15 protein-coding genes are annotated in these 18,770 nt (G+C 72.9%); 8 read left to right on the top strand and 7 right to left on the bottom strand.

Annotation, left to right across the window (positions count from 1 at the left end; all coding sequences use genetic code 11):
• Positions 1-112 precede the first annotated feature (112 nt).
• The 4 genes from BMX65_RS25535 to BMX65_RS25520 form a co-directional block, all read right to left on the bottom strand.
• A complete protein-coding gene (locus tag BMX65_RS25535; protein WP_075002755.1) occupies positions 113-940 on the bottom strand; it encodes a TIGR03619 family F420-dependent LLM class oxidoreductase in 828 nt (275 codons plus the stop codon).
• A 127-nt stretch (positions 941-1,067) separates the two neighbouring features.
• Positions 1,068-2,807, bottom strand: a complete 1,740-nt coding sequence (locus tag BMX65_RS25530; RefSeq protein ID WP_075002690.1) for an N-acyl-D-amino-acid deacylase family protein — start codon at positions 2,805-2,807, stop codon at positions 1,068-1,070.
• Between the two features lie 142 nt (positions 2,808-2,949).
• Positions 2,950-4,080: an LLM class flavin-dependent oxidoreductase gene (locus BMX65_RS25525; protein WP_075002689.1), complete on the bottom strand. Its 1,131-nt coding sequence runs from the start codon at positions 4,078-4,080 to the stop codon at positions 2,950-2,952.
• Positions 4,081-4,662: 582 nt separating this feature from the next.
• Positions 4,663-5,616, bottom strand: coding sequence for a TIGR03619 family F420-dependent LLM class oxidoreductase (locus BMX65_RS25520; RefSeq protein WP_075002688.1), 954 nt, complete (start codon positions 5,614-5,616; stop codon positions 4,663-4,665).
• Positions 5,617-5,894: 278 nt separating this feature from the next.
• Between BMX65_RS25520 and BMX65_RS25515 the strand changes: the two genes are divergently transcribed.
• The 6 genes from BMX65_RS25515 to BMX65_RS25490 are packed head-to-tail and all read left to right on the top strand — an operon-like array spanning position 5,895 to position 11,447.
• Positions 5,895-7,496 carry an ATP-binding protein gene (locus tag BMX65_RS25515; RefSeq protein WP_075002687.1) on the top strand — a complete coding sequence of 534 codons (1,602 nt, stop codon included), beginning with the start codon at positions 5,895-5,897 and terminating at the stop codon, positions 7,494-7,496.
• Positions 7,493-7,918 (top strand): roadblock/LC7 domain-containing protein, encoded by a 426-nt coding sequence (locus tag BMX65_RS25510; RefSeq protein WP_075002686.1) that lies wholly within the window; start codon positions 7,493-7,495, stop codon positions 7,916-7,918. The genes BMX65_RS25515 and BMX65_RS25510 overlap by 4 nt, the downstream gene beginning before the upstream one ends.
• Positions 7,915-8,283 carry a DUF742 domain-containing protein gene (locus BMX65_RS25505; protein ID WP_019359527.1) on the top strand — a complete coding sequence of 123 codons (369 nt, stop codon included), beginning with the start codon at positions 7,915-7,917 and terminating at the stop codon, positions 8,281-8,283. The genes BMX65_RS25510 and BMX65_RS25505 overlap by 4 nt, the downstream gene beginning before the upstream one ends.
• Complete coding sequence (locus tag BMX65_RS25500) at positions 8,255-8,926, top strand: GTP-binding protein (RefSeq protein ID WP_388550259.1); 672 nt, start codon at positions 8,255-8,257, stop codon at positions 8,924-8,926. Before BMX65_RS25505 ends, BMX65_RS25500 begins: the two co-directional genes overlap by 29 nt.
• Positions 8,923-10,236, top strand: coding sequence for a cytochrome P450 family protein (locus tag BMX65_RS25495; RefSeq protein WP_079172078.1), 1,314 nt, complete (start codon positions 8,923-8,925; stop codon positions 10,234-10,236). Before BMX65_RS25500 ends, BMX65_RS25495 begins: the two co-directional genes overlap by 4 nt.
• Entirely contained in the window at positions 10,206-11,447 is a 1,242-nt protein-coding gene (locus BMX65_RS25490) for a cytochrome P450 family protein (protein WP_075002685.1), read from the top strand. Before BMX65_RS25495 ends, BMX65_RS25490 begins: the two co-directional genes overlap by 31 nt.
• A 236-nt stretch (positions 11,448-11,683) precedes the next feature.
• Here BMX65_RS25490 and BMX65_RS25485 read toward each other — a convergent pair whose 3' ends face one another.
• Positions 11,684-12,904: an amidohydrolase family protein gene (locus BMX65_RS25485; protein ID WP_075002684.1), complete on the bottom strand. Its 1,221-nt coding sequence runs from the start codon at positions 12,902-12,904 to the stop codon at positions 11,684-11,686.
• 190 nt (positions 12,905-13,094) lie between these two features.
• Between BMX65_RS25485 and afsR the strand changes: the two genes are divergently transcribed.
• Positions 13,095-16,040 carry an SARP-family global regulator AfsR gene (afsR, locus tag BMX65_RS25480; RefSeq protein WP_075002683.1) on the top strand — a complete coding sequence of 982 codons (2,946 nt, stop codon included), beginning with the start codon at positions 13,095-13,097 and terminating at the stop codon, positions 16,038-16,040.
• 233 nt (positions 16,041-16,273) lie between these two features.
• Here the strand turns inward: afsR and BMX65_RS25475 are convergent, their stop codons facing one another.
• A complete protein-coding gene (locus BMX65_RS25475) occupies positions 16,274-16,459 on the bottom strand; it encodes a hypothetical protein (RefSeq protein ID WP_075002682.1) in 186 nt (61 codons plus the stop codon).
• Positions 16,460-16,814: 355 nt separating this feature from the next.
• Here BMX65_RS25475 and BMX65_RS33030 point away from each other — a divergent pair, with 355 nt between their 5' ends.
• A complete protein-coding gene (locus BMX65_RS33030) occupies positions 16,815-16,973 on the top strand; it encodes a hypothetical protein (protein WP_162637692.1) in 159 nt (52 codons plus the stop codon).
• A gap of 165 nt (positions 16,974-17,138) precedes the next feature.
• Here BMX65_RS33030 and BMX65_RS25470 read toward each other — a convergent pair whose 3' ends face one another.
• A complete protein-coding gene (locus tag BMX65_RS25470; RefSeq protein ID WP_075002681.1) occupies positions 17,139-18,761 on the bottom strand; it encodes a FadD3 family acyl-CoA ligase in 1,623 nt (540 codons plus the stop codon).
• Between the last annotated feature and the right edge of the window lie 9 nt (positions 18,762-18,770).

The following is an 18,770-nucleotide window of genomic DNA, read 5'->3' as shown; positions in this document are numbered from 1 at the left end:
GCGCGGACGGCCGGGAGCGGGGTGACCTGCGGACTCCGGCAGCGCCCCGACACGGGGGCACCGGGGTCACGCCGCGCGCGCCCCGGACCGGACGCCGGCCCGCCGCACCGGGTCACAGGTACCGCGCGTAGTCGTCCAGGGTGCGCAGCACCTCTGTTTCGGAGCCGGAGGGCAGTTGCAGCAGCACCTCCTCGGCGCCCAGGTCCCGGTAGTGGCGCAGCTTTCCCGGGGAGGGGAGGACGTAGCCGGGCACGACGGCGGGGCCGCCGGTGCGCCCGGCGGCCCGCCAGGCGTCCCGGAGGGCCGGGACGGCCTCCCCCAGCCCGCTGCCGCCGATGGGCAGCCAGCCGTCCGCGTACTCGGCGATGTGCGCGAAGAGGGTGGGGCCGGCGGCGCCGCCGACCAGCAGCCGGGGCCCGCCGGGGCGCACCGGTTTGGGGTGCGCGTAGGAGGCGCGTACGGAGCCGAACTCGCCCTCGTAGGCCGTCGGCTCGGCCGCCCACAGGGCCCGCATCAGGGCGAGCCGGTCGCGCACCAGGTCGCGGCGGCGGTGCCAGACGACGCCGTGGTCGGCGGCCTCCTCCACGTTCCAGCCGAACCCCACGCCCAGCGTGAACCGGCCGCCGCTCATCCAGTCGAGGGTGGCGATCTGTTTGGCCAGCACCACGGGGTCGTGCTGGGCGACGAGGGTGATGCTGGTGCCCAGCGCGAGTTCGTGGGTGACGGCCGAGACCGCGGCCAGGGCCACTAACGGGTCGAGGGTGCGCCCGTAGGGGCGGGGCAGCGGGTCGCCCATCGGGGCGGGGGTCTGTCTGCTGACGGGGATGTGGGTGTGCTCGGGCAGGTACAGCCCGCCGAAGCCGCGTTCCTCGAGTGCGCCCGCGAGGCGGGCGGGCCGGATGGTCTCGTCGGTGAGCAGGATGGTCGTCGAGATCCGCATGCCGTCACTGTGCCGGTGCGCGGTGGTGAACTCCATGCCTCTGTGCGGCTTGTGCGCCTGCTGCCGCCGGGCGGCGCCGGCGGACGTGGCGCTGAGGCCGGGTGCCCGGCCGGCCCGGTGGAGTCCGCTAACGGGTGCCGACCGTCTCCGTGTCGCGGCCGGAGCGCAGGATCCGGCCCGGGACGGCGCCGGTCACCCGGTCGTCGCGGACCGTCTCGACTCCGTTGACCCAGACTCCGACGACGCCGGTGGCCCGGGAGTCGAGCCGCGGACTGTCGCCGGGCAGGTCGTGCACGAGGGTCGCCTGGCCCGCGTCGATCCGCTCCGGGTCGAAGAGCACCAGGTCGGCGTGGAAGCCCTCGCGGACCCGGCCGCGGTCGCGCAGTCCGAACAGCCGGGCCGGTTCGTCGGTGAGCATCTGCACGGCACGCTCCAGCCCGACCAGTTTCCGGCCGCGCAGGCAGTCGCCCAGGAAGCGTGTGGTGTAGGGCGCCCCGCACATGCGGTCCAGGTGGGCGCCCGCGTCCGAGCCGCCCAGCAGGACGTCCGGGTGCTCCCAGGTCCGCCTGCGCAGCTCCCAGCTCGCCGGGTCGTTGTCGGTGGGCATCGGCCACAGCACGGTGCGCAGGTCGTCCTCGGCGCAGATGTCCACCAGGCAGGCGAAGGGGTCCTGGCCCCGCTCGGCGGCGATGTCGGCCACGACGCGGCCTGTCAGCCCTTCGTTCGCGGACGCGTAGGTGTCGCCGACGACGTACCGGTCGAAGCGGGCCAGGCGGCGGAAGACGCCCGCCTCCTTGCTGTCCGCGCGGCGCAGCATCTCCGCGCGGACGCCGGGGTCGCGCAGTTGCGCGAGGCGTTCGGGTACCGGCAGCCCGAGGATGTCGCCCCAGCCGGGTATCAGGTTGAGCGCGCAGAAGCTGCCGAGTGACATGTTCATCGGGGTGAGGATGGGCATGGTGAGCGCGACGACGCGGCCGCCTTCCCGGCGGGCCTGCTCGGCGGCGGCCAACTGGCGCGGCACCCGCTCCGGGACGGCGGCGTCGATGGTGAGCACGTTCCAGTTCAGCGGCCGTCCGGCGGCGGCCGACATCCGGGCGAACAGGTCGCTCTCCGCGTCGGAGAACTGGTCGAGGCAGCCGGTGACGATGGCCTCGATCTGGGTGCCCTCGTGCTCGCCGACCGCGCGGGAGAGGGCCAGCAGCTCTGCCGGTGCGGCGTGCCGGGAGGCCACCGGGTTGCCGTCGCCGTCGGAGTGGGTGCTGGAGCGGGTGGTGGACAGGCCCCAGGCGCCCGCTTCCATGGCCTCGTGCAGGAGCCGCACCATCCGGCCGCTCTGGTCTCCGTCGGGCTGCCCGCCGACGGCGTCCTGTCCCATGACGTACCGGCGGAGTGCGCAGTGGCCCGCCATGAAGCCCGCGTTGACCGCGGTCCGGCCTTCCAGCGCGGTCAGGTAGTCGTCGAAGGAGTGCCAGTCCCAGGGCGCGCCCTCCTCCAGTGCGACCAGTGACATGCCTTCCACCTTGGCCATCATCCGCCGGGTGTAGTCGGCGTCCTGGGGGCGCTGGGGGTGGAGGGGGGCCAGGGTGAAGCCGCAGTTGCCGCCGACGACGGTGGTGACGCCGTGGTTCATGGAGGGCGTGGCGTAGGGGTCCCAGAACAACTGCGCGTCGTAGTGGGTGTGCGGGTCCACGAATCCGGGCGCGAGCACGAGTCCGGTGGCGTCCTGACTGCTGCGGGCCTCCTCGCGGAGCGTGCCGGGTTCGGCGACGTGGGCGATCCGGCCGTCCCGGAGGGCGACGTCGGCCCGGTGGCCGGGCGCCCCGGTGCCGTCGACGACGGTGGCGCCCGTGATGAGGTGGTCGAGCATGCTGCAGGTCCTCCTTCGGTCGTCCTGCCACCGGCGCCGCACGCGGAGCCCGGCGGTCCCGGGGCAGCGGTCCGGGCGGTGCCGGGGGGCGTCCGGGTGGTGCCGGAGGGGCGTCCGGGTGGTGCCGGGGGGCGGGCGGGGGTCAGCCGTTGCGGGCCGCGTCGCGGAAGCGGGTGGTGCGGTGCACCGGGTCGGTGTCGATGTGCGGGATCACGTGCTCGCCGATGAGCTTGATCGTGTTCATGGTGTCCTCGTACGGGATGCCGAGGGGAAGCCCGAAGGAGAGCTGGTCGGCGCCCGCCTGCTCCCAGCGCTTGCACTGGCGCAGCACCTCTTCGGGGTTGCCGCAGATCATCAGTTCCTCGGCGACGAGCAGGTCGACGACCTCCTCGGTGTACTCCGGGATCAGTTCGGGCCACTGCGGGATGCCCTGGGGGCGGGGGAAGGTGTCGTGGTAGCGGAAGAGCAGCGACTGGAGGTAGTTGAGCCCGCCCTCGACGGCGATCCGCCTGGCCTTCTCGGTGGTCTCCGCGCAGATCGCGGTGGAGGTGACCATGACGTTGTCGTTGACGTAGTCCCCGACGGGCTGCGCGTGCTCGACCGCGCCCTTGTAGGACTCCAGCACCCACTCCATGTCGGCGACCTTCTGGACGCTGAAGCCCAGCACTCCCAGCCCCTTCTTCGCGGCCATCGCATACGACGGGGGCGACCCGGCCGCGTACCACATCGCGGGGTGTGAACCCCCGTACGGCTTGGGGAGAATCTTGCGTGGGGGCAACGACCAGTGCTTCCCCTGGAACCCCTGGTACTCGTCCTGCAGCCACATCCTGGGGAACTCGGCGATCGTCTCCTCCCAGATCTCCTTGGTGTGGTTCATGTCGGTGACGCCCGGCAGGAACCCGAGGATCTCGTGCGAGCCGGCACCGCGGCCGGTGCCGAACTCGAACCGTCCGCCGGAGAGATGGTCGAGCATGGCGACCCGCTCGGCGACCTTCACCGGGTGGTTGACCTGCGGGAGCGGGTTGAAGATGCCCGATCCGAGGTGGATGCGGTCGGTGGCGTGGGCGAGGTAGCCGAGGAAGACGTCGTTGGCCGACAGGTGGCTGTACTCCTCCAGGAAGTGGTGCTCGGAGGCCCAGGCGTACTTGAAGCCGGAGGCGTCCGCCTGGATGACGTACTCGGTCTCCTCGACCAGTGCCTTGTGCTCGGCCTGCGGATCGGCCTGGGCCCGCGCGGCGGGCACGTACCCCTGAACAAAGAGCCCGAACTCCACGGTGTCATCTCCTTGGGCGATGCTGCCAAATTTTCTGACGGAGCGTCAGATCACGCTGGGGCCGACTCTGGCACCGGTGCGCGGGGCCGTCAATACGGCGGAGAGCCCCGCGGCCGGCCCGGGGGAAGGGCGCCACGCAGTGAAGGAAGGGTGAAAGAGCGACCACCGACACCGGGAGGACTTGCGAAGTCTTCCTGGCGGAATCCGGCGCACTGCCACATGCACCGGTAGTGGCGTTCCATCCGCGAAGGAGCAAATACCGGCGGCGGGGGCCTCCCGGTTCCGGCGCCACGGTGCCCTCGCGCGCACCCGTCCACCGGACCCGCCGACGCCCCGAGCGCGCAGCCGGGCACAGACGGAGACGGACCGACAGAAGGGCAGGGTCAGACGGACAGACGAACAGACGGGCTCCGACGGACAGACGGACCCAGACACCCAGACACCCAGGCACCCAGGCACCCAGGCACCCAGGCACCCAGGCACGCAGGCACCCAGGCATGCAGGCACCCGGCACCCGGCACACAGGCACGCGGACCCGGACCCGGACCCGGACACGGGCGCACAGGACGCCGCGTGCGGGACCTAGCGCTCGTCCAGGAGCGGGGCGACGTCCTGGGCGAAGAGGGCCAGTTGGTCGAGCAATTCCTCGGCGCACCGGCTGCGGAAGCGGAGCTGGAGCTGGGTGACGCCCATGGCGCGGTAGGGGCGGAGCGCTTCGGCGACGGTTGCGGGCGCACCGTGGCAGGTGCGGCGGCCCACGTCCCAGGCGGGGCGGCCGATGTAGAGGGGCTCGGCGAGGGCGCCGACGGTGAAGGGTTCCGCCGCCAGCCCCGCCTCCGCGCGGAGCCGCCGGATGCGGTCGATCTTGGGCGGCAGCGCCTCGCGCGGGTCGCCCTGCGGGAGCCAGCCGTCTCCGCGCAGCGCGGCGCGGCGCACGGCGCGGGGCGAGGAGCCTCCCACCCACAGGGGCGGCCGGGGGCGCTGCACGGGGCGCGGCTGCTGGCCCAGGCCGGCGAAGGCGTAGCGGCGGCCCGCGAAGGAGGGGAACTCCTCCTCGCCCAAGGCTGCCTTCAGCGCGTCGACGGACTCGTCCAGCAGCGCGCCGCGCGCGGCGAAGTCGACGCCGAGCGCCTCGAACTCCTCGCGGACGTGCCCGGCGCCCACGCCGAGGACGAGCCGCCCGGCGGAGAGGCGGTCGAGTGTGGCGTACTGCTTGGCGACGGCGAGGGGGTGGCGCAGTCCGACGACGGCGACATGGCTGAGCAGGGCGACGCGTTCGGTGGCGGCGGCCAGGAAGGCGAGGGTGGCCACCGGGTCGTACCAGACGGTGCTCATGGCACCGGCCAGCCTGCGGGGCACGGCCACATGGTCGCAGCAGCCGATGTAGGCGTATCCGTGCCGGTCCGCGGCGCGGGCGACGGCCTCCAGTTCGGCGGGGCCGGCGGCGGCCTCCCAGGGCTCGGCGTAGAGGGTGCTCTGCGACTGGACCGGGAGCTGGATGCCGTAGGCCGTCCGCCCGGGAGGGAAAGTCAGCACCGGACCATCGTGTGACCTGACGACCCGTCAGACAAGGGGCTGCGCGGGAGGGTCCAGGAATCCACACGACGGACCAGGTGCCTGAGAATCGCTCAGGGGTGCTAGCCTCAGCGCCGCGTGGCGCGTTTGCGCTCGGTAATCAGGAGCACTGCTTCCGCATCTGGCTGCGCGCGCTGCGCCACTGAGAGAACATGGCACGACTGCTGTTCACTGATCAGTTCGCGAGCAGTCCGCGGACTGGCCGGCCCGCACGACAATCCAATCGCTCAAGGACGCCGATGACCGAGATACCGGTGGCGCTGACCGTCATCCTGTCCGTGGGGACGGCGGCGGCCGTGGCACTCGCCCTCCTGCTGGCGCGTTCGGCGCGCGAGGCGAAGCGGCTGCGGCAGCGCTCCGCCACCGCGGAGAAGGACCTGCAGGACGCGCTGCGCCAGCAGGCGGCCCTCGCCGGGCGGGCGCAGGCGACCGAGGCGGAGGTCCGGCACCTCGCGGCCGCCCGCGCCCCGGACCTGACCGCCGCACTCGCCCACCCGAACGTCCCCGTACGGGGCCTGCTCGACCCGAACTTCCAGGGCACCGAGCTGGACCGGGCGCTGACCGCGGTGCTCGAACAGGTCAGCAACGCGGTCACCAAGGAGCGGCTGCGCGTGGACGGCGCGGCGCAGGCCTCCATGCGAGGCGCGACGACGACCATCCAGGCGCTGCTCTACCAGTTGCAGACGCGGCTGCAGACGATGCAGGAGCGCTACGACGACCCGTTCGTGGCCGAGGACCTGCTGGCCGCCGACTTCCTCAACGAGCAGGCCCTGCGCCGTATCCAGTCCACCGCGATCGTCTGCGGCGCCTGGCCCGGGCTGACCCGGCAGAACTCGCACCTGGGCGACATCGTCGTCGGCGCGATGTCCCGGCTCAGCGGCTACGAGCGCGTCCAGGTCACGAACCAGCTCCGGGACCCGGTGGGCGTGGTGGCGCGGGCCGTGGAGCCCGGCGCCGTGGTCCTCACCGAGCTGCTCGCCAACGCGCTGCACTACTCGCACCCCGAGCTCCCCGTGGCAGTGACGATTCAGCAGGGCAACCGCGGGGCCTCGGTGATCATCGATGATGCCGGTGTCGGCATGCACGCCGAGGAGATGGAACGTGCCCAGCGCATGATGTCGGGCCAGGAGACCACGCTCCTGACCGAGCTGGGCGACCCGCCCAAGACCGGTTTCGCCGCGGTGGGGCAGCTCGCCCGGCAGTACGGCTTCACGGCGTCCGTGGAGCCGTCCCCGTACGGCGGTGTACGCGCCATCGTCCACATCCCCGGCGACCCGCTGCTGACGCTGCTCGACGAGGAGGAGCAGCCGATGTCCCCCATGGCCCCGGTGCCGCGCAGCAACGCCAGCGCCGCCCCGCCGGTCCCCTCCACGCTGCCCGGGCACGCCGTGCCGCAGCGTCCGCCCCAGAGCGAACCCGCGGCCGGTACCGCCGCCTCGGCGTACGCGCAGGCCGGGCAGGACGCCGCTCAGCAGGGCGCGCCGTCCGACGAGGACCTGCCGCGCCGCAGGCGCCGCCGGCCCGCGCCCGACGCCACCCTGGGGGCGGCGCCGGGCGCGGGCCAGGTGCCTGCCGAGGAAGCGCCGCAGTCGCAGTCGACCGGGCGGCACGCACAGCCGCCGCAGGCCCCGCAGCAGCCGCAGGCGTCGCCTGAGCAGAGTGCGGAGCGCTGGGCGGCCTTCCAGCGCGGCACCAACTCGGGACGCGCGGCGGTCGACGAGGGCACCGAGGCGGGTGGCGCGAACCCGGCGTCCGCAGCACCGTCCCCCCATCACGGCTTCGCGGTCGCCGACGACCACTACGCCGATCCCCGTTCCGCTGAAGGGAATCCGCAGGAATGACAATCCCCGCACGCAGGGCACTCCGGGACGACACCTCATGGGTGCTGGGCCCGTTGCTGGAGCTGCCGCACGTCATCCACGCGGCCGTCATCTCCGGCGACGGCCTCATCGAGGGACGCTCGCCGCACCTGGAGCGGGACGCCGCGGAGGGTGTGGCCGCGATGCTCTCCGCGCTCCAGGGCGCGGCCCGGACGACGACGGCGGCGTTCGCCGGGTCGTTCGAGGCGCGGCTGCGCCAGACCGTGGTGGAGTCCGACCACGGCTGGGTCTTCGCCATCCCCGCGGGTGAGAACACCACGCTGGCCGTCTTCGCCGGCCCCGACGTGAACATGGGCGTGGTCACTCACCAGATGCAGGTACAGGTCGCGTCGCTGGGTGCGAAGACCATGAGCAGCCCGGCGAGGAACGACACGACCACATGACTCCGCCGCCCCGTGACGGCAGGCGCCTGGTGCCTGCGTATCTGGCGACGACCGGACGAGCCCGGCCCAGCCGCAACACTCTCGACCGCCTCACCGTGCTGCACGGCGCGGCGGATCCCGCGACGGTCTCCGGGCTGCGCCCGGAGGAGATCCGGCTGCTGGAGCTGTTGCGCGGCGGTGCGCTGTCGCTCGCCGAGGCCGCCGCGCATCTGCGGCTCCCGGTCAGTGTGGTCAAGGTCCTGGTGGCCGACCTGGTGGACGCGGGCCGGCTGATGGCCCGCGCCCCGATTCCCGACGCCGAACTGCCGGAGCGGCAGATTCTGGAGAAAGTTCTCAATGGACTCCGCACTCTCAAGTCCTCCTAGTCCGGAGACCCCGTCGGGCTCTGCGGCGCCGGCAGGCTCCATATATCTGGACGACAAGCCGCAGACGCTGGTGAAGCTGCTGGTCGCGGGTCCGTTCGGGGTGGGCAAGACCACCTTCATCCGCTCGCTGTCCGAGACCCAGCCGCTGCACACCGAGGAGGTGATGACCCGCACCGGCGCGCTGGTCGACGACCTGGCCGGGGTGCGGGACAAGACCACCACCACGGTCGCCATCGACTTCGGGCGGCTCACCCTGCCCGGGGATCTGGTGCTGTACATGTTCGGCACCCCGGGGCAGCGGCGGTTCCGCCCGCTGTGGCAGGACATCGCACGGGGCGCGCTGGGCGCCCTGGTGCTGGCGGACACCCGTCGCCTCGCCGACTCCTTCGAGGTGATGGACATGATCGAGGAGGCGGGACTGCGGTACGCGGTGGCCGTCAACTCCTTCCCCGACTCCCCGCAGCACCAGGCCGAGACCCTGCGGGACCATCTCGACCTGCACCCGGACACCCCGCTGGTGGTGTGCGACGCGCGCGACCGGAGCCAGTCGGCGGACGCGCTGATCGCACTCGTCAGCCACGTCCTCGAAGCCCTCGACCAGCAACAGCAGAGCCAGCCGCAGCCGTCCCAGGAGCCCTCTTGAGCACCGTCCCAGCGCCGGGGCAACAGTCCTCCGGCCAGATGCCGCCGCCGCTGTCCCGGCCCAACCACGAGGTCACCCCGCTGTACGGGGAGGAGTTCGCGGCGGACCCGTACGCCGTCTACGACCGGCTGCGCAAGTACGGCGCGCTCGCCCCCGTGGAGATCGCCCCCGGGGTGGGCGCCATGCTGGTGATCGACTACCGGGCCGCGCTCGACCTGCTGCACGACCCGGCCACCTGGTCGAAGGACTCCAGTATCTGGCTGAACAACGTGCCGGAGGACTCGGCCGTGATGCCGATGCTGCGCGGCCGGCCCAACGCGCTGTTCACCGACGGTGAGACACATGCCCGCTACCGGAAGGTCATCGCCGACAGTTTCGGACGGCAGGAACCGCACGAGATGCGGAGGAACGTCCAGGAGGTCGCCGACTCCCTGATCGCGAGCTTCGCCGCGGACGGCGAGGCGGACCTGATCGGCCAGTTCGCCCGTGTGCTGCCGCTGCTCTACTTCAACCGGGCCTTCGGTCTGCCCGACGAGGAGAGCGAGCTGCTGATCCAGGGCATCATGGGGATGTTCGACGGCAAGACGCCCGAGGAGGCGGCGGCCGCCGACGCCGCCTACACCCGCTACGTCACCGAACTGACGCAGCTCAAGCAGCGGGAGCCCGGCCAGGATCTGACGTCCTGGTTCATGCAGCACCCCGCCATGCTGAGTGCCGAGGAGATCGTCCACCAGATCGTGCTGACGCTGGGCGCCAGCTACGAGCCGCTCTCCAACCTGATCGGCAACGCGCTCAGCCGGATGCTGGTCGACGACCGCTACTACGGCAACCTCTCCGGGGGTGCCCTCACGGCCCGGGACGCGCTGCACGACGTGCTGCGCAACGAGCCGCCGATGGCCAACTACTCGGCGCACTACCCGCGCCGGGATGTGTACTTCCACGGGGTGTGGCTGCGGGCGGGCCAGCTCGTGCTGGTCTCCTACGCGGCGGCCTCCACGCAGAGCGGGCGGTCCGCGCCGGGTGAGAGCACGGGCGCCGCCGGATCCGGCGGCGGCGCGCACCTGGCCTGGGCCGCGGGACCGCACGCCTGCCCCGCGCAGCAGCCCGCACTGCTCATCGCCACGACGGCCATCGAGCGGCTCACCGCCTGGCTGTCGGACATCGAGCTGACGGTGCCCTACGACAAGCTGGCCTGGCGGCCGGGCCCGTTCCAGCGCGGACTCGTCTCGCTGCCCGCGCGGTTCAGCCCGGTCAGTCCCGACTCCGCAGGAGGAAAACCGTGGAAGCGCAGCAGCAGGCAGTCCGGATAGATCCGCTGGGGCGGGACATCCACGGCGAGGCCGCACACATCCGCGGGCTGGGATCCGCCGCCCTGGTCGAGCTGCCCGCCGGGGTGCACGCCTGGTACATCAGCGAGTTCGAGGTGCTCAAGGAGCTGCTGCGGGATCCTCGGGTCTCCAAGGACCCCCGTCAGCACTGGCCTCCGTGGCAGCGGGGCGAGTTCCGCGACACCTGGCTGCTGACCTGGCTCGACCGGGAGAACATGCTGTGCTCCTACGGGGAGGACCACAAGCGGCTCCGGAAACTGGTCGCGCCCGCGTTCACCGCACGCCGGACGGCCGCCATGCTGCCCCGTGTGGAGCGGATCACCACCGAGCTGCTGGACGCCATGGAGGTCCGGGCGCGGCAGGAGGGGCCGGGCGGCGAGCCGCTGGATCTGCGTTCGGCCTACGCGCATCCGCTGCCGATGAATGTCATCTGCGAGCTGTTCGGGGTTCCCGAGGAGCAGCGGCCCGAGATGAAGCGGCTGATGGACCTGATCATGGACACCACACTGACGGCCGAGCAGGCCGGGCAGACGGCGGTGGACATGCAGGCCGCCTGCACCGCGCTGAGCGAGGCCAAGCGCGCCGAGCCGGGTGAGGACCTGACCAGCGTGCTGGTCTCGGCGCGGGACGACGAGGGCAGCGCACTCTCCGAGAAGGAGCTGCTGGACACCCTGCTGCTGATGATCGGGGCCGGGCACGAGACGACCGTCAACCTGATCGGCAACGCCGTCCACGCCCTGCTCACCCATCCCGAGCAACTCCGCCTGGTGCGGGAGGCCGAGGCGTCCTGGGACGATGTGATCGAGGAGACCCTGCGCTGGGCCCCGAGTATCGCCAATCTCCCGCTGCGCTTCGCGGTCGAGGAGATCGAGCTGCCGGACGGGACCACCATCCGGCAGGGTGACGCGATCGTGTCCACCATCGCCTCGGCCAACCGCGACCCCGTCAAGTACGGCGGGACAGCCGCTGAGTTCGACGTCCTGCGGCCCGGCGGTGAGCATCTGGCGTTCGGACACGGAGTGCACTTCTGCCTGGGTGCGCCGCTGGCCCGGTTGGAGGCGCGTACCGCGCTGCCCGCGCTCTTCGACCGGTTCCCGGATCTGGCGTTGGCCGTTCCGCCCGAGGAGCTGGCTCAGGTGCCCTCGGCCATCGCCCACGGCTTCGCGTCGTTGCCGGTGCGGCCGCTGGGCTGAGCCCCGAGGGTGAACCGAGCTGCCGGCGGCGGGTTGCGGACGGCCCGCCGCCGGACCGGGCCGAGCAGTCGGCGGCAGGGAGCGGACGGCCCGCGGGGCCGGGCCGCAGCCGCTGTCCGCCGCCTCCTCGGCGCCGGCCACGCCTCCCGGGGCCCGGCTGCCGTCCCCCAGGGGGCCGGCACCGGTTCGGCGACGCGCCCCAGAGGGCCGGCACCGGTTCGGCGACGCGGTCCCCCTCAGGGTCCGGGCCACAGCCCGTCGTCCGTCAGGCCGAGCAGGTCGATGGCGTTGCCGCGGACGATGCGCTCGACCACGTCCGCGGACAGGTGCCCCATCTGCTCCTCGCCGACCTCCCTGGACCGGGGCCAGGTCGAGTCCGAGTGCGGGTAGTCGGTCTCGTAGAGGATGTTGGGCACTCCGATGGACTCCACGTTCCGCAGTCCGAACGCGTCGTCGAAGAAGCAGCCGTACACGTGTGCGGCGAACAGTTCGGAGGGCGGGCGCAGCACTTTGTCCGCCACGCCTCCCCAGCCCCGGTTCTCCTCCCACACCACGTCGGCCCGCTCCAGGATGTAGGGGATCCAGCCGATCTGGCCCTCGGCGTACATGATCTTGAGGTGCGGGAAGCGGTCGAAGACTCCGCTCATCAGCCAGTCGACCATCGACAGGCAGCAGTTGGCGAAGGTGATCGTGGAGCCGACCGCCGGCGGGGCGTCCTCGGAGGTGGAGGGCATCCGGCTGGAGGAGCCGATGTGCATCGCGACGACGGTGCCGGTCTCGTCGCAGGCGCGCAGGAACGGGTCCCACGCATCGGTGTGCACGGAGGGCAGTCCCAGGCGCGGCGGGATCTCCGAGAAGCAGACGGCGCGCACGCCGCGGGCGGCGTTGCGGCGCACTTCCGCGGCCGCCAGTTCGGCGTCCCACAGTGGCACCAGGGTGAGCGGGATCAACCGGCCCTGCGCCTGCGGGCCGCACCACTCCTCGACCATCCAGTCGTTGTAGGCCCGCACGCCCAGCAGGCCCAGTTCGCGGTCCTCGGCCTCGGTGAAGGTCTGTCCGCAGAACCGGGGGAAGGTGGGGAAGCACAGCGCCGACTGGACGTGGTTGACGTCCATGTCGGCCAGCCGCGCGCGGACGTCGTAGGAGCCGGGCCGCATCTGCTCGTAGGTGATGGCCTCCAGCCGTACCTCGTCCCGGTCGTAGCCGACGGCGGTGTCCAGCCGGGTGAGCGGGCGGCGCAGGTCCTCGTAGACCCACCAGTCGGCGAGCGGGCCCTCGTCGCCGGGCTCGCCCATGGTGGGCGCGAACTTCCCGCCGACGAAGGTCATCTCCTTCAGCGGCGCGCGGACGATGCGCGGGCCCGCCTCGCGGTGGCGGGAGGGGAGCCGGTCGCGCCACACGTGCGGGGGTTCGACCGTGTGGTCGTCCACCGAGATGATCTTCGGAAAGGTCTCCATGCCGCTACGGTAACGCTGATCTGACGGCCCGTCAGCTCTGCGTTGCCGACACCTTGCGCGACGGCCCCCTCGCCCTCCGAATTCGAAGGGTTCGTAGAGAGGCCGGCACTCGGCTGACGGAATTGACGAGAACAAGGCAGACTGACCCGTGCGGGGAACGGAGGAGTGCGGATTCGCAGGGGGCACACCAATGGGCGCCGGGGACCAGGAACAGGTCGGAACGGAGCGTCAGGGGAACCAGCTTCACTTCACTGTGCTCGGTCCAGTCCGCGCCTGGCGCGGGGACCAGCAGCTGACCATGGGCTCACCCCAGCAGAAGGCGCTGCTGGCGGCGCTGCTGCTGCCCGGAGGCCGCACCTCCACCGCCGAGGAGCTCATCGACGCGATCTGGGGCGAGGAACCGCCCGACCGGGCCAAGGCCGCGCTGCGCACCTACGCCTCGCGCATCCGCAAGGCCCTCGGCTCCGCCGCCGGGATCCTGGTCAGCGAGTCCGGCGGCTACGCCGTCCGCACCGGCCCCGAGGCCACCCTGGACGCGGAGAGGGCGCACGAACTCGCCGTACGCGCCGAGAAAGCGGCCTCGGCCGGCGACCGCGAGGCGGCCCGGGAGCTGTACGGCTCCGCGCTCGCCCAGTGGGCCGGCGAACCGCTCGCCCACGTCCCGGGCCCCTACGCCGAACACCAGCGCGTCCGGCTGGGTGAGTGGCGGCTGGGCCTGCTGGAGCTCCGGCTCGACCTCGACCTCCAGGTCGGCGGGCACGCCGAGGCCGTCAGCGAACTGACCGCGCTCACTGCCGCGCACCCGCTCCGGGAGCGGCTGCGGGAGCTGCTGATGCTCGCTCTCTACCGCAGCGGACGGCAGGCCGAGGCGCTGGCCGTCTACGCCGACACCCGCAAGCTGCTCGCCGACGAGCTCGGCGTCGACCCGCGCACCGAGCTGTCCGAGCTCCAGCAGCGCATCCTGGAGGCCGACGACGAGCTGGCCTACCAGTCGGCCGAGGACCCCTCCGCACCCGGTACCGAGGCCACCCGGCCGGCCCAGCTCCCGGCGACCGTGGCCGACTTCACCGGCCGGGCCTCCTTCGTGGCCGAACTCGGCGACGAACTGGCACAGACCGACGGGACGGTGATGGCGGTCTCCGCCGTCGCGGGCATCGGCGGCGTCGGGAAGACGACCCTCGCCATCCATGTGGCCCACGCCGCCGCCGACCGGTTCCCCGACGGCCAGCTCTACGTCGACCTCCAGGGCGCCGGAGCCGCCCCGGTCGACCCCGAGACCGTGCTCGGCTCCTTCCTGCGCGCGCTCGGCGTCGCCGACTCGGCCATCCCCAGCGGCACCGAGGAGCGCTCCGCGCTCTTCCGCTCGCTGCTGGCCGGGCGCCGGGTGCTGACCCTGCTCGACAACGCCCGGGACGCCGCCCAGGTGCGGCCGCTGCTGCCCGGCACCTCCGGGTGCGCCGCCCTGGTGACCAGCCGCGCGCGGCTGGTCGACCTGGCCGGTGCCCACCTGGTGGACCTGGACGTGATGAACCCCGAGGAGGCCCTCGCCCTCTTCACCCGGATCGTCGGCGCGGAGCGGGTGGTCCCCGAGCGTGAGGCCGCCATGGACGTGGTGGCGGCCTGCGGGTTCCTGCCGCTGGCCATCCGGATCGCCGCGGCCCGGCTGTCGGCCCGCCGCACCTGGACCGTCTCGGCGCTCGCCGCCAAGCTCGGCGACGAGCGCCGCCGGCTGGACGAACTCCAGGTCGGCGACCAGGCCGTGAAGGCCACCTTCGAACTCGGCTACGGCCAGCTCGACCGCGAACAGTCCCGCGCCTTCCGGCTGCTGGGCCTCGCCGAGGGGCCGGACATCTCCCTGGACGCCGCCGCGGCCCTCCTGGACCGCGCCCCGGAGGAGGCCGAGGACCTGCTGGAGTCCCTGGTGGACACCTCCCTGCTGGAGTCCGCAGCGCCCGGCCGCTACCGCTTCCACGACCTGGTCCGCCTCTTCGCCCGCGCGTGCGCGGAGCGGGACGAGCAGCCCACCGGCGAGTGCGAGGCGGCGCCCGCCCGGCTGCTGGACTTCTACCTGGCCACGGCGAGACACGTGTTCGCCTGGGACCACCCCCGTGACCGGACCGTCGACCACCTCGGCCCGCCGGTGTGCCGGGGGCTGGACTTCCCCGGCCAGGAGAGCGCCCTGGAGTGGCTCTTCGCCGAAGGGGAGTGCCTGATGGCGGCGATCGGGCAGGCGGCCTCCCGCGGGGCCCTCCGCCCGGCCGCCGATCTGCTCGTGGCCACGAAGGACCTCGCGGACTCCGGCGTCCACTCGCTCCGCTACGAGCGGGCGGCGGCAGCGGTGCGGGAGGCCGCCGAGCGGGCGGGCGAGGCCCTCCCGGGAGCGCGCGCGGGCATCATGCTGACCCACGCCCATGCGCTGGCCGGGCGGTTCCCGCAGGCCGAGACGGAGGCGGTGCGCGCCCTGGCGCTGGGCCGTTCCGCGGACGACCCGCTCTCCTGCTCCTACGCGCCGAACGACCTCGGCATCCTCACCACCTACCTCGGCCGGCACGAGGAGGCGGAAAGCCACCTGGACGCGGCCATCCTGGCCTTCCGCGCGGACGAGAACCGCCCCTCGGAGGCGAGCGCGCTGTGCAACCTCTCGCGGGTCCACACCGCGCTGGCGCGGCACGAGAGCGCGGTCGAACTGGCCATGCAGGGCGTGGCGATCTACGAGGAGATGGACAGCACGCTGCGGATGGCCAACGCGCTCTACACGCTGGGCTCCGCGCTGTCGGCCGCCGGGCGGGTGGCGGAGGGGCTGCAGCACCTCACGGATGCCCGCGAGATCTTCCACGTCAGCCGGCAGTCGCGCTGGGAGGGGGTCACCCACTTCCGCATCGCCGAAGCGCACCTGCTCTCCGGGGACGCGGCCCGGGCCGCCGAGCACGCCGAGCAGGCCATCGCGCTGCGCGTCATCGGCGGCGAATGGCGGAAGGCGACGGTCCTCGTCGTCCTGGGCAAGGCGCTGGCCCGGCTGGGCCAGGCCCGCCGTGCACGGGCCTGCCTGGAAGAGGCGCTGGCCATCTTCGAGCCGCTCGGCTCGCCCGAGAGTGCCGAGGTCAGAGAGCTGCTGACGCGGGTCTCGGAGCGCTGAGAGCCGCCTCGCGGTCGCGATTATCAGGCGTTCATCAATCGTTTATCGCTCTCGGCGATGCTCTTACCCAACGATCCGCCGCGTCGGGGGGCAGGCGGGTCAGGGGAAGCCGCTGGCCCCGGTACGGTGAGCGGCCGCAACAGACCCGTCCGGCGGTCCTCGGGGGAGCTGCCGGGCGGGTCTCCGACAGGGGACCCAACGCCCCAGATCGAGGAGCTAGCCACCATGGCCACTCACGAGCAGACCGTGGACGAGCAGGAAGTGTCCACAACGGGGACCGAGAACAACCACGGCACCAGTGCACCCAGCACGGAGAACAACCACGGCACCGGTTCGCCGATGATCGCCCAGAACAACCACGGCACCATCCTTCCGGAGGCGTCGCAGGAGTCCGGGGACTCCGCGGAGTCCCCGGACATCCGAGAAGTCCCGGACATCCGAGAAGTCCCGGACATCCGCGGAGTCCCGGATATCCGAGGAGTCCGGGGAGCCCGAGCAGGCCGAGGTCGGCGCCGCCCGGTAACGAGACCATCACCGCAGGGGGGAAGAAGCGCGGGTCGCCATCGACGGCGTAGAGGGGGAGTCGTCGATGGCAACCCGCGCCTTCACCGCCCGGGTGCGGGCCGGGCCCGCACCCGGCGGACCCGACCGCCGTGCCGGAATCCGCACGGGGCCGGGTCGGAACCGCCGCCCGTTCTCCGGGCAGAACGCCCGGAGTTGGGTACGGAACAGTCAAGGCACAAGCATTCGATCCCGAACCGACATGGAGTCACCGTGAGTCGTGTAAGAAGCGTTCTTGCCGCAACGGCGCTCGCCTTCGGCCTCGTCGGCCTGCTGGCAGGGCCCTCCCTCGCCGCCACCGCCGAGCAGCCGTCCGTTGGGCACCACCTGACCGCCGGTGCCGCCCACACGGAGAACAACCACTCCACCTGATCGCCGGTGCCGCTCACGCGGCAGATCGACCACTCCACCTGAGCCGGGTGCGCCCGGCCCGGGTCCGCGCCGGGGCCGCACCGTCCGCCCCGGCGCGGAGCCGTTTCCGGCGCGAAGCCGTTTCCGGCCCGGGGCGCGCTGCCGCGCCTGCCTGCGGGAGCGGCTTCAGCGCCGCGCGCGCAGCCGCGCCTTGACGACCTTCCCTGCCGCGTTGCGGGGCAGTTCGGCGACGAACGCGACCTCGCGGGGCACCTTGTAGTTGGCCATCTCCCGGCGGGACCAGGCGATCAGGTCGTCCGCGGTCACCGTCGCACCGGGGCGGCGCACGGCGAAGACCTTGGCGACCTCGCCGAGGCGGCGGTCGGGGACGCCGACCACGGCGGCCTCGGCGATGCCGGGGTGGCGGAGCAGGAGTTGCTCGATCTCGGCCGGATACGCGTTGAAGCCTCCGACGACGAACATGTCCGTGATCCGGTCGGTGATGCGCAGGTTGCCGTCGGCGTCCAGCACTCCTACGTCGCCGGTGCGCAGCCAGCCGTCCGGGGTGCGCACCCGTGCCGTCTCCCCGGGCTCCTCGAAGTAGCCGGACATGACGTGGTAGCCGCGCACCAGCACCTCGCCCGGCGCACCAGGGGGCTGCTCGGCACCGGAGCCGGCCACGACCTTCACCTCCGTACCCGGGATGGCGCGTCCGGAGGTCCCGGAGACGACCTCGGCCGGGTCGCCACGGCGGCACATGGTCACCGTCCCGGACGCCTCGGTCAGCCCGTAGGCGGTCAGTACGGTGCCGACCTTCAGTTCCGTGCGCAGCCGCTCGACCAACTCCAGCGGGACGACGGCCGCACCGGTCACCACCAGCCGCAGCGCGGAGAGGTCGTACCGGCGGCGGGCGGGGTGGTCGAGCAGCGCCTGGTGCAGGGTGGGCGGGCCGGGCAGCACACTGATCCGCTCGGCGGCGACACGGGCCAGCGCGGCCTCCGCGTCGAAGACGGACTGCGGGACCATCGTCGCGCCGCGCAGCAGGCAGGCGATGATCCCGGCCTTGTATCCGAAGCTGTGGAAGAACGGGTTGACGATCAGATACCGGTCGCCTGCGGCCAGTCCGGCCAGTTCGCTCCAGCACGCGTAGACGCGCAGGGTCTGTTCGTGGGTGAGGACCACACCCTTGGGGTGGCCGGTGGTGCCCGAGGTGAAGGTGATGTCCGACGGTGCCTCGGGGGCGATCCGCGCCGCACGTGCGCGCACCGCCTCCGGCGGGACGGCCGCGCCGCCCGCCAGGAAGTCCGCCCAGGTGCGGAAGTCCTCCGGCGCGTCGTCGGCGAGCACCACCACCTCGCGCAGGTGCGGCAGGCCCGGCAGCGGTCCCGCGCCCGGCCCCTGGCCCGCGGCGCGGCGGAGCGCCGCGACGTAGGAGGTGCCCAGGAAGGTGCCGGTGACGAACAGCAGCCGGGCACGGGTCCGGGCCAGCACGTAGCCGGCCTCCGCGCCCTTGAAGCGGGTGTTGAGCGGTACCAGGACGCCGCCCGCGGTGACGGCGCCGAGTGCGGCGACGATCCAGTCCGCCGTGTTGGGCGCCCAGACGGCCACCCGGTCGCCCGGTCGCAGCCCGGAGGCGAGCGCGGCCGCCGCGGCCCGCTCGACGCGCTCGCCCAGCCCTGCGTAGCTGATCCGGGTGCGCCCGTCGGCCACCGCCTCGCGCGGCCCGTACCGCTCGGCCGCGGTGCGCACCAGTTCGGGGATGGTCCGCGGGGTGGTTCCGTCCGCGGACGAAGGGGCCGTACCGCTCACCGTGCGCCT

The organism is Streptomyces qinglanensis (assembly GCF_900111245.1).
In the GTDB taxonomy this organism is placed as follows: domain Bacteria; phylum Actinomycetota; class Actinomycetes; order Streptomycetales; family Streptomycetaceae; genus Streptomyces; species Streptomyces qinglanensis.
This window is presented reverse-complemented; position numbering and strand designations above follow the sequence as displayed.

Bases quoted from the DNA above. Each gene is read 5' to 3' on its own strand.
- BMX65_RS25475 (WP_075002682.1), bottom strand. From the start codon at position 16,459: ATGTCCGGGGACTCCGCGGAGTCCCCGGACTCCTGCGACGCCTCCGGA.
- BMX65_RS25505 (WP_019359527.1), top strand. From the start codon at position 7,915: ATGACTCCGCCGCCCCGTGACGGCAGGCGCCTGGTGCCTGCGTATCTG.
- BMX65_RS25535 (WP_075002755.1), bottom strand. From the start codon at position 940: ATGCGGATCTCGACGACCATCCTGCTCACCGACGAGACCATCCGGCCC.
- BMX65_RS25500 (WP_388550259.1), top strand. From the start codon at position 8,255: ATGGACTCCGCACTCTCAAGTCCTCCTAGTCCGGAGACCCCGTCGGGC.
- BMX65_RS25485 (WP_075002684.1), bottom strand. From the start codon at position 12,904: ATGGAGACCTTTCCGAAGATCATCTCGGTGGACGACCACACGGTCGAA.
- BMX65_RS25510 (WP_075002686.1), top strand. From the start codon at position 7,493: ATGACAATCCCCGCACGCAGGGCACTCCGGGACGACACCTCATGGGTG.
- BMX65_RS25530 (WP_075002690.1), bottom strand. From the start codon at position 2,807: ATGCTCGACCACCTCATCACGGGCGCCACCGTCGTCGACGGCACCGGG.
- BMX65_RS25515 (WP_075002687.1), top strand. From the start codon at position 5,895: ATGACCGAGATACCGGTGGCGCTGACCGTCATCCTGTCCGTGGGGACG.
- afsR (WP_075002683.1), top strand. From the start codon at position 13,095: ATGGGCGCCGGGGACCAGGAACAGGTCGGAACGGAGCGTCAGGGGAAC.